Genomic DNA, 19,017 nt, shown 5'->3' on the forward strand with positions numbered 1-19,017 from the left:
ATTCATGATGGGGCCCACGTCGCAGGCCTCTCTGTCCCTGCACGCCAAGACGTTCCCCGACGGGAACATCTTCACCAAGTACCAGCAGAACACCCTCGATATCCTGGACAAGCGCCTCAGCGAGGGCAACGGCGCGGTCACCTCGGACCTCGGCCCGAAGAACCTCACCCCCGCGCCTCCCGCCACCGCGGGCTCCTCGGTCCCGGACACCTTCGACAAGTCCGTCCTCGGGGTCGACGACACGCCACCGCCCTACGAAGATCTGGACCCGGCGCCGCCCTACGACAGCTCGGACAGGCCGCCGTCCTACGAGACGTTGGACACGTCGTCCTCGTCGTTCGAGGCGTCCGCCCTCGACGGGGCCTCGGCCCCGGGCTTCTCGGACACCACGTCCCTCTCGCCGCTCGACGGCAGCACCGTCGGCGGTACGTCGGACTCGTTCGCCACGACGCCCTCCGCGTTCACGTTGCCGAACAGCCTGACCGCTCCGGGGGCCGCGAGCGGCTATCTGAAGAGCCCGGACCTCCTCAAGGATCCGACCTCCCTCAACACCTCCCCGGAGTTCCAGAACATCGCGTCCGTGCTGGACACGCCGGACCCCATGGCCCCGCTCACCGGTCCGGACGCGCTGAAGACGCCGGACGCGCTGACCAGCCCGAGCCCCCTCACCAGCCCGAACAGCCCCGGCGCGCTGAACAACCCCGCCGCGCTGAACAACCCCGCCGCGCTGAACAGCCCGCCGTCCAGCGTCCCGACCGTCTCGCGGCCGGACGGCGAACTCGCCGACGACGGCAACCTCGACGCCACCGAGGAGTCCCCGGAGAACCTCGCGGACGCCCCGAACCAATCCACCGGACCCCAGAACGGGATACCGGCCAAGAACCAGGCTCCGAACTCCCTCCCGCACCAGACCCCCGCCGGGCAGCCCCACCCTCAGCAGGGCCAGGGGCAGCAGGGCGCCCAGGGCACGCAGGGCGGGCCGCGCGCCAACACCGCCCCGGGCACCGACGAGAACGCACCGCACCCCGGCGGCGCCCCGCGCCTTCCCGGAAGCGGCACCCCGGGCGCCCAGCAGCAGGACGACATCGTCCGGGCGCGCGGCACCTACACGGACGCGCTCACCCGGTACGCCGACGCCATCCGCACCGTCGATCAGCTCGGCGGCGACGCGGAGACCGGGCCCGGCACCGGCGCGGACAGCACCGGGGCGCTCGCGGAAGCCCAGGCCCGCGCCCAGCAGGCGCACGGCCAGCTGATCGACGCCGCCGCCCGGTTGCGCGACCTCGGCATCCCGCCGCACGCCGCGCACCCGGACGAGCCCGGCCACACCCCGCCCCAGCCCCAGCGCACCGGCGCCCAGCGTGAGTGGATCGCGCATCAGCTCACGCCACAGGACCTGCCGGACGGCCTGGCGGAGGACCTGCTCCAGCTGCACGGCCCGGACGCCACCGTCACCCCGGCCGTGCTGCGCGCGGCGGGCGTCACGCCGGGCCCCGAGCACGAAGTGGCGGCGGCGTTCCCCGGCGCACGGATCCCCGTCGGCGCGCTGGACCCCGTCGACCAGGTACGCCTGCTGATGACCCAGCCCACCCCCTGGCCGGCGGCGGTCGACACCGTGGCGGCCAACGCGTCGCTGCGCCTGTGGGACGGGGCGTACGCGGACTTCAAGGACGCGGCGTCGAACGGCGATCCGCGCCCGGCGGCGGAGCCGCGCCCCGCGACCCCACCACGGCCGGCCGAGGCCGATGCCGACCGGGCGTGGGACAAGGCGATCGCCCTGGTGCTGCCGCCGGTGTCGGCCCCCGTCCTGGCGGATTCCCGCCACGCCGAGGCCGCGTACCGCGACGCGGTACGGCAGCTCGCCGACCATCTGCTGAGGCACGGCCCTGACGCGCCGTCGGGCCTCGCGCTCGCCGACACGCTCCGAAAGGGCCTCGGCCAGGCCCCCCTCGTCCGTGGTGGCACCACCACGGCCACCACGGCCACCGAGTCGCAGGCCGCGCCCGCCCCGGCCGCTCCGCTCCCGCCGAGGCCGACCGCCACCACGTCCACCGACCTCCCCGCCGAACCGGCGTCCGGCCCGGCCGACGCCACCACCGGCACCTCCACGCCCGACCCTGTCAGCGAGGCGTTCGCCGACTTCACCGACGCCCCGGCCACGGAACCCGGCCCCGAGCCGAAGCCGGCGCCGGTGGCGCAGACGGCGCCCCGCGAACCCGTGCGCACCGCGACCGGGGTGTGGGCCGGGCCGCGCTTCGACAGGATCTTCAGCACCGCCGGGAAGAAAAAGAAGCCGTCGGGGGCGAAGGCGAAGCAGACCGCGCCGCCATCCGGGGAGTCCAGCACCGCCGCCGCTCCCACCGGCGCGATGGCGTCCCTCTCGTTGTCGGCGCAGGGAGGCGCGGTAGGAAGCTGGGGGCCTGTCTCATCGGTGCTGCCGGTGTCGAGCGCGACCAATTTCACCGGGGATGCCACCAAGCCCAACGACAACCAGCGCAGGCGGATCCGGGAACTGGTCGGGCGTGTGGTGGAGGCGGGCGCCCGCAATGTCCTCGCGGGCCTCCCGGGGCCGCGGCTGGTGGTGACCGGTTATGACGGCGACGGCCGGGTGTCGACGTCGGGTACTCCGGGGCAGCGCGTGACGGAGGTGGTGGAGGCGTATCGCACCGGGCTTCAGCGCCCGGGTGCGGAGGGTACGTTCACCGTTGCCCCGTCCGGCCGGAAGCCGGGGGAGACGTCCGGGCAGGGCGCCCCCGGACGGGTGGTGGTCGAGTTCGAGCTGCCGCCGGGGTCAGCGGCGGTGCACCGCCTGGAGGAGTTGCGTCAGGCGGATCCGGGGCTGAAGGACGGGCCGTTCGATCCCGTGCCGCTGGCGCGCAAGATCCTGCACCTGGATCCGTCCGCCCCCGTGGACGCGGCGGTGCGTGATGAGCTGTACGCGCTGGTCGGCGAGGCGATGGCCGGGGGGCGGGACCGGAACCTGGCGGCGCTGGCCGCGTTCCACCTCGTCCGGCGGGGCGATGTGCTCTCCGAGCGGACCCTGGTGTACTCGCCGGATGACGGTTCGGTGGTGGGCCGTAGCTTCAAGCCCAATCAGCCTCCGCCGCCGGCCGTCAAGGGGCCGGACCAGGCCGGCAGCAACCGTCCGTACCTCGTGGAGGCGGAGGGCGGGCGGGACCACATCGTGGTGTCGTGGCCGGGTGGTTCGACGCGCCGGGTTCCGGGGGACGAGGTCGCCGAACTCATCGCCATGGACGAGGAGCTGGCCAAGCGGGGTCCGCGGGCCGTGGTGACGCTGGTGGTGCCGCACGCGGGTGAGGGCGGCCTGGACATGCCGCGGGGCATCTCCGCCGTGATCGGCCGGCATCTGATGGCGCACAGCGGTACGCCCCAGATGTTCTTCGACCCGGCCACCAAGCGGTTCCGTCTGCCGCCGGAGGACCGTCGGCAGACGCATGGAGAGCCGCTGGGCAGGTGGATCACTGTCGGCCCCGACGATCTGGGGCCGGACGGCGCGTGGGCCAAGGAGGGGAACGGGTTCATCCTCCTGGCCGACGGTTCGAAGCTGATGGACCGGGACGTCAAGAGCCTCACCCTCGCCGCGCCCGGGACCAACCGGCCGTACGGCCGCGCGGTGTTCACCGACGCCGACCTGATCGAACGGGAGCCGGTTCTCAGGGACCTCCATAACGCGCAGTTCGTTCACTTCGACCCGGTCAACGAGGACGATGGCCGCGGGATCCCGCTCGGCGCTCCGCAGGACGCTCCGTGGAAGGGCCGGGACGCCTACCACCTCGTGCTGCACGGCCTCCCGGGCTGGTTCTCCATGGTGGACGCCACGGGTGATGACGGACACGGCGCGCCGAAGACCACCTCCGGTGAGCAGGTCGGTGGCTACCTGAAGCGCCGCCCGAGTGTGCGGGCGCTGGCCAAGGGGACTCCGATCGTGGTGGCGTCGTGCTGGGGGAACGCCGCCTTCCCCGGGCCTCCCGTCCCCCTGCACGACGGCGTCGGCGGCCCGCTCGTGCCCAACCCGTTGACGACCATCTCCCAGGCGCAGAAGGCGGCCAACGCGCTCGGTGAGGACCACCCGTTGATCGTCCCCAACCGGGTGCACGTGCTCGCGGACAACACCGGCACGGATTTCGTGCACGGAATCAAGGCCACGTCGCAGGGTGAGCTGGGGGAGTGGGAGGAGCTGCGGGCGGAGCCGGAACCGGAGGTGCTGGAGCGGCTGGCGCGCGGGGTCTTCGGCATGGACGCCTCTGATCCGGTGTCGGAGGAGGTCCGGGACAACACCCTGCTGCTGGTGCGGGCGCTGCGCGAGGTCTTCGGCCACCAGGTCGAGGCCGACCGGGACGATCCGTCGGGGGAGTACCAGAACCTGCTGCGCGGGATCTGGGCACTGGACAGCATGCGCAGCGTCGATCCGCGGCTGGCCGAGGCGGGCCCGTTCAGCCTGGATCTGCTGGATGCCGTGGTGCGGGCCCGGCTCGAACAGCTGGGGACACCCAAGCCGAGGCCGGTTCCCTTCGCCGACGCCGCAGAGCTCCGGAACGCTGTCAGGGAAGTGCTGGACGAGGCGAACAACCGTCTTCAAAGCGCGTCCGGTCCGGTGACCCTGCACGACTTCGTGCCGCTCACCATGCTCGACCAGGTCAGCGGCATCATGGGGCGTCTCAACGCGCAGAGCCTCGGTGCCATGGGGCTGCAAGGGCTCCCCGCTCCGGGTGACGAGCGTCGGCCGCTGGTGTTCTGGGCGCTCGCGAAGGCCATGCAGGCGCTGCGGACCCAGCCGGACCCGGACGCCTGGGCGGCCAGGATCCTGCACGTGGTGGGTACCCCGTCCGACCCGGGCGCGCTGCGCCGGATGGCCCTGTGGCTGATGGCGGGGGCCGCGCTGATCGGCGTCGACGTGTACGACCCGGTCGCCCTGGCCGCGTACCACCTCAAGCGCAGCGGGCTCCTCTCCCCGGCCAACCAGATCCACTCGCCCACCGGCGAGCTGACGGGGCTCAACCTGACCGGCAGGCCGCTGAGCGGCCCGCTGGCCACGGACACCTACCGGATATCGCTCGACGGGACGACGACGGGCGGTGAGTCCCGCGCCATCGCGCCCCCGGCGTTCGTCCTGATGGTGGACGGCGATCGGGACCACGTCGAGGTCCCCTGGCCCGGCGGCGCCACCCGCAAGGTGCCGTACGAGGACATCGCCGCGTTCGTCGCGCAGACCCTGCGGACCACCAAGCTCACCAGACCGATCATTTTGATCGGACCGGACGACGGTCCCGGGGGCGCCGGGATGGCGGATGCCCTGGCCGCCCGGGAGGGGACGGCCAGGTCGGTGCTGAGGCCCGCCCACCAGGTGGGGGTGGTCAAGGACACCGCGACCAACCGGAACGTGCTCGTACTGAAGGGAGACCCGGCACAGTCGAAGCCGGAGAACGACTGGGAGCGCACCAGGCCTCCGGCGCTGACCACGGTGCATGCCCCCATGTCGGTCGTCTCGCAGGGTGCTCCTTCCGTCGCCGGGGCCACCGGCGCCGTGCGTACCGAGGCCGGGGTGTGGGCTGCGCCGCACTACGACACGTTCGTCACCAACGCCCCGAAGAAGAAGCCGAAGGCCAAGGCCAAGCCGGACGCGGCTCCGGGCGGGGAGGCCGGCACCGCCGCCACCGCTCCCACCGCTGCGATGGCTTCGCTCTCGTTGTCGGAGCAGGCTGCTTCGGCGTCGAGTTGGGGTCCCGTCGAGTCGGTGCTGCCGGTGTCGAGGCTGATCAACTTCGCCGAGGGTGCCGAGAAGCTCAGTAACAACCAGCGGGCCGGGGTCCGGGAGGTCGTCGGGCGTCTGATCGAGGCCGGCGCGCGGAATGCGCTGGCGGGTCTCCCGGGGCCGCGTGCGGTGGTGACCGGCTATGACGACAACGGTCAGGTGTCGGAGTCGGGGGATGCCGGACGGCGTGCCGCGCTGGTGGCGGACGCATACCGTAATGGACTCAACCGTCCTGGCGCGGAAGGCACGTTCACGGTCGAGCCGTCCGGTCGTGAGCCTGGGGACAACGCCGTGCAGGGCTCGGCCCGGCAGGTGGTGGTGGAGTTCGAGCTGCCGTCGGGTACGGCGGCGGTGCAGCGGCTGGACGAGTTGCGCAAGGCGGATCCGGGGCTGAGCGAGGGGCCGTTCGATCCGGTTCCGTTGGCGCGGAAGATTCTGCACCTGGGCCCGGACGCGCCGGTGGACGCGGCAACCCGCGGTGAGCTGTACGCGCTGGTGGGCGAGGCGATGGCCGAGGGGCGGGACAAGAGCCTGGGGGCTCTGGGCGCGTTCCACGCAGTCCGGCGGGGCGATGTGCTGTCCGAGCGGACGCTGTTGTTCAATCCCGAGGACGGTTCGGTCGTGGGCCGGACCTTCAAGGGGCAGCAGGCGCCGCCGCCCACCGTGAAGGGCCCCGACCAGGCCGGCAGCAACCGTCCCTACCTCGTGGAGGCGGACGGCGGGCGGGACCACATCGTGGTGTCGTGGCCGGACGGTTCGACCCGTCGGATTCCGGCCGATGAGGTCACCGAGGTGCTGGCCATGGACGGGGAGCTGACCAAGCGGGGCCCGCAGGCTCTGGTGACGCTGGTGGTGCCGCACGCGGGTGATGGCGGCCTGGAGATGCCGCGGGCCATCTCCGCCGGAATCCGGCGGGGGCTGCTGGTGCACAGCGGTACACCCTTGATGATCTACAACCCGAACACGAAGCGGTACAACGTCCCGTCGGCGGACCTGCGGGCGCAGGGGATACCGCGGGGCAAGTGGATCTCCATCAGCCCCGACGACCTGGGCCCGGACGGTGCGTGGGCGAAGACGGGGAACGGGTTCATCGTTCTGGCCGACGGTTCGCAGTTGATGGACCGGGACGTCAAGAGCGTCACCATCACCTATCCCGGGACCAACCGGCCGGGCGGCCGCGCCCTCTTCACCGATGCCGATCTGATCGACCGGGAAGAAATCCTCAAGAACTTGCGGGACGCGCTGTATCGCGATTTCGACCCGGTCCCCGGCTCCGACGGGCTCAAGCCGCCGATCAGCGCACCGCGGGACGTGCCGTGGAAGGGCCGGGACGTCTACCACTTCTCGCTGCACGGCCTCCCGGGCTTCTTCTTCGCGGTGGACGCCACGGCCGACAAGGGGCACGGCGAGGGGAAGGCCACCACGGGCGAGCAGATCGGCGGCTATCTGAAGCGCCGCCCGAGTGTGCAGGCGCTCCCCAAGGGCACCCCGATCGTGGCGGAGGCGTGCTGGGCGAACGCCGCCTTCGGCGGCTCCCTCCTATCCGTGCACGATGGCATCGACGCCCCTTTCGTGACCAACCGGTGGGCGGTCGTCTCTGCGGCGCAGAAGGCGGTCAACGAGATCGGCGAAGACCACCCGTTGATCGTCCCCAACCGGGTGTACACCGCTGCGCGGAACAGTGCTACGGGCGAGGTCGTGCACGGGATCAACGCCACGTCCCGGGGCGAGCTGGGGGAGTGGTCGGAGCTGCGGGCGGAGCCCGGGCCGGAGGTGCTGGACCGGCTGGCGCGGGTGGCGTTCGGCATGGCGGATTCCGATCCGGTGTCGGACACCGAACGGGGCGACACCCTGACGCTGGTGCGCGGCCTGCGCGATGTCTTCGGGCATGAGATCGAGAACGACAGGGACGATCCGGCGGGGGAGTACCAGAAGCTGCTGCGCGGCTTCGGCGTGCTGGAGACCATGCGTGGCGTCGATCCGGCGCTGGCGGAGGCGGGTCCGTTCAGCCCGGACCTGCTGGACTTCGTGGTGCGGGCCTACCTCGAAAAGCAGGGCACGCCGAAGCCACGCCCGGCCGCCTTCGCGGATGCCGCCGAACTCCAGGACACCGTCCGGCAGGTACTGGACGCGGCACACAGCCGTCTCCAGGGCGCGTCCGGCCTGGTCACCCTGCACGACTTCGTCCCGCTCACCCACCTCGACCAGACCGCGGCCTTGATGGGGGTTCTCCCCCCTCAGGCCGTTGCCGCCATGGGGCTGCAGTCTCTTCCCGCCGAGGGCGACCCCCGCCGCCCGCTGATGTTCTGGGCGCTCGCCAAGGCCATGCAGGCACTGATGACCCAACCGGATTCGGACGCCAGAGCCGCCCGGATCCTGCATGTGGAGGGCGCGCAGTCCAACCCGGACGCGATGCGGCAGATGGCCCTGTGGCTGATGGCGGGGGCCGCGTTGACCGGGGTCGACGTGTACGACCCGGTCGCCCTGGCCGCGTACCACCTCCGGCGCAACGGGCTGCTCTCCCCGGCCACCCTGATCAAGTCGCCCGCCGGCAAGCTGGTGGGGCTCAACCTGACCGGCAGGCCGCTGAGCGGCCCGCTGGCCACGGACACCTACCGGATATCGCCCGACGGGACGACGACGGGCGGTGAGTCCCGCGCCATCGCGCCCCCGGCGTTCGCACTGATGGTCGACGGCGATCGGAACCACGTCGAGATCCCCTGGCCCGGCGGTACCACCCGCAAGGTGCCGTTCGAGGAGATCGTCGCGTTCCTCGCGCAGGCCCTGCGTACCACCCCGCTCGATGTCCCCATCGCCCTGGTCGGACCGAGCGCGGGTCCGGGGGGCACCAGGATGGCGGATGCCCTGGCCGCCCGGGAGGGGACGGCCAGGTCGGTGCTGAGGCCCGCCCACGACGTGGCGGTGGTCAAGGACACCAAGACGAACCGGAACGTGCTCGTACTGAAGGGGGACCCGGCGCAGTCGAAGCCGGAGAACGACTGGGAGCGCACCAGGCCTCCGGCGCTGGCCGGCGGCCAGGCCCCCAGGCAGCTGATCTCGCAGGGCTCGTCCACCGTTCCGGGAGAGAGCGGGGCGGCCACCGGTTCCGCCGACGACAGCGCCACCCCCGGCGCATCCGGCGCCGCCACGTCCGGCGAGCCCGTGCTCACCGCGCCCGGGGTGTGGGCCGCGCCCGCCTCGAAGGTGTTTGTCACCAACGCCCCGAAGAAGAAGGCTTCCTCGGGCGCGAAGGGCAAGAAGACCACGGGTTCGGCCGGGAACACCGGCGCCTCCTCCGCCGCCCCCGCGGCCGGGCCGGCCTCTCTTCTGTCGGCGGAGCAGAAGCAGGCCGCGGTACGCCGCCTGGAGGAGTTGCGTCAGGCGGATCCGGCGCTGAAGGACGGGCCTCTCGACCCGGTGGCGCGGAAGATCCTGCACCTGGACGCGGCCGCCCCCGTGGACGGGGCGGTGCGTGATGAGCTGTACGCGCTGGTCGGCGAGGCGATGGCCGGGGGGCGGGACCGGAACCTGGCGGCGCTGGCCGCGTTCCACCTCGTCCGGCGGGGCGATGTGCTCTCCGAGCGGACCCTGGTGTACTCGCCGGATGACGGTTCGGTGGTGGGCCGTAGCTTCAAGCCCAATCAGCCTCCGCCGCCGGCCGTCAAGGGGCCGGACCAGGTCGGCAGCAACAGCCCGTATCTCGTGGAGGCGGACGGCGGGCGGGACCACATCGTGGTGCCGTGGCCGGGCGGTTCGACGCGCCGGGTCCCCGGTGACGAGCTCACCGAACTGCTGGCCATGGACGAGGAGCTGACCAAGCGGAGCCCGCAGGCCGCGGTGATGCTGGTGGTGCCGCGCGCGGGTGACGGCGGTCTGGAGATGCCGCGGGCCGTCGCCGCGGGGACCCGGCGGGGGCTGCTGGCGCACAGCGGCACGCCGATGATGGTCTACAACCCGAACACGAAGCGGTACAACCTCGGGACGGTCGATCGTCGGAAGACGCATGGAGAGCCACTGGGCAAGTGGGTCGCCGTCGGCCCCGACGACCTCGGCCCGGACGGTGCGTGGGCCAAGCCGGGCAACGGGTTCATGGTCCTGGCCGACGGTTCGAAGCTGATGGACCGGGACGTCAAGAGCGTCACCCTCGTCCATCCCTGGACCAACCGGTCCAGTGGCCGCGCCCTGTTCACCGACGCGGATCTCATCATCAGGGAACCGCTCTTCAAGGACCTCCAGAACGCGCAGTACGTTCACTTCGACCCCGTGAGCCAGGCGCCGATCACCCCCCGGTTCGACACGCCGTGGAAGGGCCGGGACGCCTACCACGTCCAGCTGCACGGCTCAGGGGGCTACTTCTCCGCGGTGGACGCCACGGCGAACGCGGGGCGCGGCGAGTTGAAGAACGTCACCGGTGACCAGCTCGGTGGCTATCTGAAGCGTCGCCCGAGTGTGCGGGCGCTGGCCAAGGGGACGCCGATCGTGGTGGAGGCGTGCTGGAGCAACGCCGCCTTCGAGGGCTCTTCGTCCGCCGTGCAGATGGGCGCTGCCGCGCCTTTCGTCCCGAACCGGCTGACCGTCATCTCCGCGGCGCAGAAAGCGGCCAACGCGCTCGGAGAGGACCACCCGCTGATCGCCCTCAACCGGGTGTATGCGACCTCGGCGAACGACGACTTCACCGACTTCGTGCATGGCATCGTGGCCACGTCGCGGGGTGAGCTGGGGGAGTGGGAGGAGCTGCGGGCGGAGCCGGAGCCGGAGGTGCTGGAGCGGCTGGCGCGGGTGGCTTTCGGCATGGACGCCGCTGCCCCGGTGCCGGAGGAGGACCGGGACACCGCCCTGCTGCTGGTGAGGGCGCTGCGCGAGGTCTTCGGCCACGAGGTCGAGGCCGACCGGGACGTTCCGTCGGGGGAGTACCAGAGGCTCCTGCGCGGGATCGGCGCCCTGGAGAGGATGCGCCGTGCCGATGCGGGGCTGGTCGAGGCGGGTCCGTTCAGCCTGGATCTGCTGGACGTGGTGGTGCGGGCCCGGCTGGCACAGCTGGGGGCCCCGAAGCCGAGGCCGACTCCCTTCGCCGACGCCGCCGAACTCCAGGGCGCCGTCCGGCGGGTACTGGACGACGCGCGCGGGAAGGTGCAGAGCGCCTCCGGCCCCGTGACCCTGCACGACTTCGTGCCGCTCGACCTCCTCGACCGGGCCGCGGCCCTGATGGGGCGCCTCAACGGGCAGAACCTCGGTTTCATGGGGCTGCAAGCGCTCCCCGCTCCGGGTGACGAGCGTCGGCCGCTGGTGTTCTGGGCGCTTGCGAAGGCCATGCAGGCGCTGCGGACCCAGCCGGACCCGGACGCCTTGGCGGCCAGGATCCTGCACGTGGTGGGTACCCCGTCCAACCTGGGCGCGCTGCGCGGGATGGCCCTGTGGACGATGGCGGGGGCCGCGCTGGTCGGCGTCGACGTGTACGACCCGGTCGCCCTGGCCGCGTACCACCTCTGGCGCAGCGGGCTCCTCTCCCCGGCCAACCGGATCCACTCGCCCACCGGCGAGCTGACGGGGTACAACCTGACCGGCAGGCCGCTGAGCGGCGCGCTGGCCACGGACACCTACCGGATATCGCCCGACGTCACGACGACGAGCGGTGAGAGCCGCGCCATCGCGCCGCCGAACGGCCGCGTGCTGATCGTCGACGGCGACCAGGACCGCGTCGAGATTCCCTGGCCCGGCGGCGTCACCCGCAAGGTGCCGTACGAGGAGATCGTCGCGCTCCTCGAGGGAGCCCTGCGCACCACCCCGCTCGACGCCCCCCTCATCCTGATCGGACCGGACCACGGCCCCGGGGGCGCCCGGATGGCGGATGCCCTGGCCGCCCGGGAGGGGACGGCCAGGACGGTGCTGAGACCCGCCCACGACGTGAGGGTGGTCAAGGACACCAAGACGAACCGGAACGTCCTCGTGCTGAGGGGGGACCCGGCACAGTCGAAGCCGGAGAACGACTGGGAGCGCACCACGCCTCCGGGGCTGACCGGCGCCCAGGCCCCCAGGCAGCTGATCTCGAATGACTTGTCCTCCGTTCCGGGAGAGGGCGGGTCGGACACCGATTCCGGCTACGACAGCGCCACCGACACCGAATCGGACACCCCATCCGACACCGATTCCGGCTACGACAGCGCGTCGGACACCGAATCGGACACCCCGTCCGACACCGATTCCGGCTACGACAGCGCGTCGGACATCGACGCGCCCGGCCGCGACTCGCTGGCGTCGCGCGACCCCGTCAGCCTGGCCAACTCCTCCTCCGGGTCGCAGATGCCCGGCCTGGGCCAGGAGTTCTCGCTGCCCGTGCACACCGCGCCGGTGACCGGCCCGGCGTCCGGGCCGGGGCCCGAGCCGGCGCCGCTGACCACCCTCCGGTTCGCACCGGGGGCCACCGGTCTGTCCGAGGACGACAGGGACGAGATCGCGGAGCTGGCGTACGAGGTCGCCGCGGCGGGCATCCGGAACCAGCGCGCGCGGCTGCCGATGCCCGCCGGTGTGATCACCGGCTACGGCGAGGGCCCGGCCGACCAGGCGGCGGTGATGGGCGAGGAGCGCGCGGAGTCGGTGCTCGACGAGTTCATCCACCAGCTCATCCAGGCCCTGGACGAGCTCCAGGTGGGCGTACCGGCGGCGAACCGCCTCACCGTGGAGCACTTCGACTTCACCGACCGCGTCCGCGGCCGCGATGTCGGGCGTCACCCCGCGCCCGGTACGGCGAGCCGGGACGAGCTGCGGCGGCAGACCACGATCGAGGTCATCTCGCCCGCGGCGCTGCTGGACACGCTGCGCCGCCAGGACCCCGCGCTGCGGTACGCCCCGTACGACGCGGACGCGCTGGCCCGCAAGATTCTGCACCTGCCGCCGAACACCCCGGTGGACAACGCGGCGCGCGCCCAGATGTACGGCCTGGTCGTCGAGGCCCACCGAGCCGGCCGGGCCACCAGTGTGGCGGCGCTGAGCGCGTTCCACGCCGCCCGGCAGGGCGTGTTCCGCTCGCGCCACCGCTTCGTGGCCCCGGGCTCCCAGGGACAGAATCCGAAGGTCACCGGCGTCGACTGGCTGGGACTGTCCGACAAGGCGCTGTCCACCGCCCGGATCAGGGTGACCAGGGTCCCCAAGACCGGGGCGCCGACCGAGGAATGGGTGAATGCCCCGTGGCCGGGCGACCCCTATGTGATCGCCGCCGCCGGTGCCCACGACAAGGTCACCGTGCCGTGGCCGGACGGCACCACCCGGGACCTGGACATCGACGAGTTCGTCGAGCTGATGACGTACGACCCGGAGCTGGCGAGGCTTCCGGAGGACACGCCGGTCGTGCTCGTCGTCCCGCACGCCGGCGACCGCGACGTGGAGCTGCCGCGCAAGCTCGCCGCACGCCTCGACCGCCTCGTGGCGGCCCACAGCGGTGAGGTGACGGCCAGGCCGGGCGACGACGGGCGGCCCGTCATCGCCCTGACCTACCGGGAGGGGCGCCCGGAGGGCGACTGGGCCGTCAGCGACGTCGACATGGCGCCCGAGCCCGGCGAGAACGTTCCGGACTGGTACCGCAAGGTGATCTCCACGCCCGCCATCGACAGCCGCACCGGCAAGCAGGGCGGACGTTCCTCGTTCTCGCCCGAGGACCTGGCCATCCGCGAGGAGTCTCTCCGGCGTGCCCACCGGATCAACAAGTACGCCCACTACAACCTCATCACGGAGACCACCTCCGGGAAGATCCGCCTGCGGGGGAAGCTCAAGCCGGGGGCGAAGACCCGGACCTTCGTCATGCACGGAGGCCCGGGCTACGTCACCTTTCAGCTGGACGACGGGACAACGCATCGCGCCGAGGGACTGGAAGGGCCGCGCTGGCTCAAGCGGCGCAAGAGCTTCTCGGACCTGGGCAAGGACGACTGGCTGATCCTGCCGATCTGCTGGGCCGGGGCCGGCCCGGACCGCGGCCTGCCCTCCCTGGGGCACCACTCACCGGCCTCCCCCAACGCCTTCGTGCCCGACCCGCTCGCGGACGTCCCCGTCGGACAGCACTTCTCCAACGAGCTTGGTGTCAAGGTGAGCGCTTCCACCCGCCTGGAGGCGCTGGCCTACCACGACGCCGAATGGGTCCGGCTGCTGTTCACCGACCCCCAGGGCAACGAGTCGACGCCGGTGGACTTCTTCCCCGAGCCCGATGAGAGGGAACTGGCGCTCCGGGCGCGGGCGGCCGGATTCCACAGCGGGCCGGGGGAGCCGTCGCCGGCCGCGCTGGAGCGGACGTTGCGCCTGGTGCGGGCACTGAAGCTCACGCTCGGCAACGAGGTCGACGACGACGTCCACGTGGCGGACGATCCCGGCTACGCCATGCTGCTGCGCGGCGCGGCGGCGCTGGACCACATGTGGCGGGCCGATCCGCGGGCCGCCGGTACGAAGCTCTTCACCTTGGACCTGTTCCAGCGGATCGTCGCGGCCCGGCCGGAGGGCGGGCCGGACCCGGACGAGGATGCGTACCGCGCGGTGCTCACCGCGGCGGCGGGCCTCACCCCGGGCACGCCCCTGCGCGACTTCGTGACGCTGCCCGCGTCGGTGGACCGGGCAGCGGTCGGGGCGAGCCGGGCGAGAATGGCGGAAGCGGCCGTGGAGGCCCTGGGGCTGTCCGGGCCGGACCAGGCGGGGGAGGCCGAGGTCTCGCGGATGTTCTGGGCGCGGGTCAAGGCGCACGAGGCGCTGCCCGGGCCCGGACCGGCCCTGGACGCGCTCACGGCCCGTGCGCTGCACCTGGACCCGGCCGAGGTGGACGACGAGTGGCGCGGCAGCCTGGAGTCCCTGACCACCTTCGCGTACGCCGTGGGCCGTGACGGGTCCGACCCCGTGGCGCTGGCCGCCTACGACCTGGAGACCGAAGGCGCGTTCTCCGCCGGTACCGAGATGCGCGGCCGGGTCGGCGGGGGGATCGTCGGCCGGGACTACTCGCTCAAGCACAAGACGCCGCTCATCGACTCGACCCAGGTCATGACGCCCGACGGGTCCGTGACACCGGAGTGGGAATCCAACGGCACCACGCCGTACACGGTGCGCGCCGCGCTGGACCCCAAGGATCCGGCTCGCTACATCTGGCTGAATTACGAGGGGCTGCGGCGGCGCGTTCGCGTCGAGGACTTCATCGAAATCCTCGCCAACGACCGGCCGTTGCTCAACACCGGGCTCAAGGTCCCGGTCCTGCTGGCCATCTCGGAACTCGACCGGCTGGCCCCCGACCTGGCGATGACCCTCGCCAAACGGCTCGGCCGGGTCGTCCACTCGACCGCGTACCCCATCGGGCTGTCCCAGCCCGGGCCGCAGCGGGCCCCGGTCCTCGCGCTGAAGTCCTCCTCGCACCTCGCGGAAGCGCCGACGGCCACGGCCTTCACCGCCAAGCATCCGGCCGGCGCGGTGCCTCCGGTGAGCCCCATATCGCAGTTGCCCCTGGCCGCTGGCGCGGCGGCCGCCCTTCCGCGACCGGACACCGCCCTGTCCGTACCCGGCTCCGACACCGACTCCGTTTTCGACTCGGACACCGATACCTCTACCGACACCGAGTCCGTCTTCGACTCGGACAGCGATACCTCTACCGACACCGAGTCCGTTTTCGACCCGGACACCGATACCTCTACCGACACCGAGTCCGTCTTCGACCCGGCCTTCGGCCTCGACTCCGAGACCGCGTCGTTCTTCGGCCTCGACGAAATGCCGCCGGCCGCGCCGGAATCGCGGACGCCGCCCGACGACAAGCCGCTGCCCGACGACCAGCCGGTGGCGCGGGCGTCGTCCGGGCAGGCCATGCCCGGAGTGGGTGGCCAGGTCACCCTGCCGGTGCACACCGCGCCGGTCACGAACCCGGTCGCCGCGCCCGCCGCCACCGCGCCGCCGATGACGACGGTGTCCTTCGCGCCGCGGTCCGACGAGCTGTCCAAGGACGCCCAGAAGACGCTCGGACGGCTGGCCTACCAGGTGGCCCAGGACGCCCTGGCCAACCGTGGCCGCGGGCTCCCGCCGCCTTCCGTGATCCTCACCGGGTACGGCGAGGGCACGGACGCGCAGGCGGACGCGGAGGCCGACGCGCGCGCCACGGCCGCGCTCGACGAGTTCACCGAGGACCTGGACCTCGCCCTGCAGCACATCCAGTCCAAGGCCCCCTCGCAGGCGACCGCGCTGAAGGCCTCGGACTTCCGCGTCGAATGGCGCGGCCATGGCCGCTACGTCGGGCAGCCCACCCCGGCGGGCACGGACGTGGCGGCGCTGCGCCGCACGGTGACGGTCGAGGTCGTCCCGCCGCTGGAGCTGCTGAACGACCTGCGCACGTCCCACCCCGCGTTGCGGCACGGCCCGCTGGACGTGGACGCCATGGCCCGTCTCCTCCTCCACCTGCCCGCCGGCGCCACGGTGGACGCCGATGTCCGCGATCGGCTCTACGACCTGGTGACCTCCGCGTACCTGGACGGCTGGGCGGACAGCCTGGGCGCGCTGGGCGCGTACCACGTCGCCCAGCAGGGAGTGGTCTCCAGCAAGCGCAAGCGCCACTTCACGGTGGGTGGCCGGCGCTTCCCGGGCCTCAACTGGGGCCCGGATACGGTCCGCGCGCTGCGCACCAGCAAGGTGGCGGTGATGCGGCGGCGTTCCGACGGCAGCGTCGAGGTGACCGGTGAGCAGGACGCCCCGTGGCAGGGGGCGTCGCGGCCCTACGTCGTGGAGGCGGAAGGCGGTCACGACCATGTGACGGTGCCCTGGCCGGACGGTACGACCCGGGACCTGACCATCGACGAGTTCGTCGAACTGGTCGCGCGCGACCTGGAACGGGCCCGCCTGGACCCGGACAGCCCCCTCGTGCTGGCCGTGCCCCGCGCCGGGGACCGGGGGCTGGAGCTGCCGCGGCTGCTGGCGGAGCGGACGGGCCGGACGGTGTGGGCGCACAGCGCCAACGTCGCGGTCGGCCCCCTCGGGTCGGGCACCTTCGCCGTCGGCGCGGTGCGCGTGAAGGGCGACATCGCCGGGGACTGGATCGCGAGCCGGCCCGGTCTGGCGCCCGACCGCACCGCGGACACCCCGTCCTGGTGGTCCAAGGCGGTCACCCGGACCCTCGTCGGCGCGAAGACGGGGCGGCCGTTCGGCCGCACCGCGATCGGTCCCGAGGAGGTGGCCAGGAGGGGAGGGCTGGAGGCGCAGCAGCGCCACCTCGACACGGTCAAGAACTACCTCCACTACAACATCGCCACGCGCAGCCTCGTTTCCAAGAAGCTCCCCCGGCCCGAACCGGGCGCACCGCGGGCGAAGAGGTACTACTGGGACGGGCACGCCGGGCCCGGTTACATCGACTTCCGGCTCGATGACGGCAAGAAGTACACGGCCTGGGGCGCCGAGGGGCCGCGGTACGTCGCCCACCGCAAGAGCGTGCAGGAGCTCGGCAAGGACGACTGGATCGAGCTGGTGCTCTGCTGGGCCGGGTCGCCCCGGGACCGTGCCGTGCCGTCCGGCTGGTACCGGACGGGCCGCTGGGTGGACGCCTTCCCCGGCTCCTTCGTTCCCGACCCGCTCGAGGACATCCCCATCGGGCAGCACTTCGCGAACGAGACCCGGCACAAGACGAACTGCACCATCCGCACCGACGCCACGGCGTACCACGAGGGCGAATATGTCCGGTACATGGAGACCGACGCTCAAGGGCGGCGTGGGTCGTACGTGCAGTTCTTCCCGGAGCCGGACGCCGAGGAGCTGGCCCGGCGGGCGCGGGCGATCGGGTATGGCACGGGTCCACAGGCCATGGCGGCGACGCTGCGGCTGGTGCGGGCGCTGCGGCTGACGCTGGGCAAGGAGATCGACGACGACGTCCGGATCGAGGAGAACGCGGAGTACGCGGAGCTGCTGGCCGGGGCCGCCGCGCTGGACCGGATGTGGCGGGCCGACCCGCGGTTCCAGGGCGCGGGCCGGTTCACGCTGGACTTCTTCCAGCGGGTGGTCGCGGCGACGCTTCCCGACGGCGAGGAGGCGCGTCAGGAGCACTACCGGGATGTGCTGCTCGCCGCCGCGGACAACCCCCCGGGCACGAGGCTCGACGACTTCGTGACGCTGTCCGCGTCGCTGGACCGCGCCGCCCGCTGGTTCAGTACCGAGGACATCGTCGACGCGGCCGTCGAGGCGCTGCTCCTGGACGGCCCCGACGAGGTGGGCGACCTCGAGCGGTCCCGGATGTTCTGGGCGCGGGTCAAGATGCTGGAGGCATGGAGCGAGTCCGGCATCGACCGGCTGGCCGCTCAGCTCCTGGCACTGCCCTCCACCGGCGCGGTGCAGACCGCGCACCGCGTCTTCATCCGCAAGCTGGTCATGACGGCGTACGCGGCCGGGATCGACGGATCGGACCCGGACGCACTGTTCGCGTACCACCTGGCCAACCAGGGCGCCCTGGCGGATACGACCGCCCTGCACCCGCTCAACGCTTCGAACATGGTGTACGGGCGCCACCTCCGGTCCGGGGCCGGGGACCCGTTCCCGATCATGTCGAAGATCTGGACCTCCGCGGGGCTGAAGGACGCGCCGTGGGCCGGGAAGGACGCCCTGGGCCGGAGCAAGGAGCGTCCCTATGTGGTGCGGGCCTCGGTGGACCCCAAGGCCCCGAACCGGCTGACGGTCACCTACCGGTCCGTCACCAGGAGCCTGACCCCCGAGCAGTTCGTCGAACTGCTCGCCCGCGACGAAGCGCTGCTCAGCCAGGAGCTGACGGTTCCGGTCCTGCTGGACATCGCCGAGCTCGACCGCCACATTCCCGGGGTGGCGCGGGAGCTGGCCCAGCGGCTCGGCCGGCAGATCTGGTCGACGGCCGCCGTCCCGAGCCAGGTGAAGCCCAAGGGCGCCGTGCACACGGTGCTGTCCCTGAGCCCGCCCGCCGGGCAGGGCACCGGCGGGCCCGCCCTGGAATGGCGTGCCACGGATCCCGTCGACCCGCAGAACCCGGAGGTCTCGCCGCTGCCGGTCCCGCCGCCCGCCAGCAGGTCCGCCGCCGGGGAGGCGCCGGTCCGGGCGGACCGGGCGCTGACGGTGCGGTTCGATCCGGGGTCGACGATGGTGTCCGAGGACGATGTGGCGGACATCGAGGACCTCGCGCGCGAGGTGGCGCAGTCGGCGCTGGCGGACTGGCGGGCCGGGCGGCCGCTGCGGTCCGGTGTCGTCACCGGCTTCGGCGAGGGCCCGGCCGCGCGGGCGCGAGAGATGGG

General features: G+C 72.6%; 1 protein-coding gene. It reads left to right on the top strand.

Annotated features, from left to right (window positions below):
* Positions 1 to 4 precede the first annotated feature (4 nt).
* Positions 5 to 19,017, top strand: a 19,013-nt coding sequence (locus tag ASC60_RS41680) for a lonely Cys domain-containing protein (protein WP_159043267.1), incomplete at its 3' end; no start/stop codon positions are given.

Source organism: Streptomyces sp. NBRC 110028 (assembly GCF_001417735.1).
GTDB lineage: Bacteria > Actinomycetota > Actinomycetes > Streptomycetales > Streptomycetaceae > Streptomyces.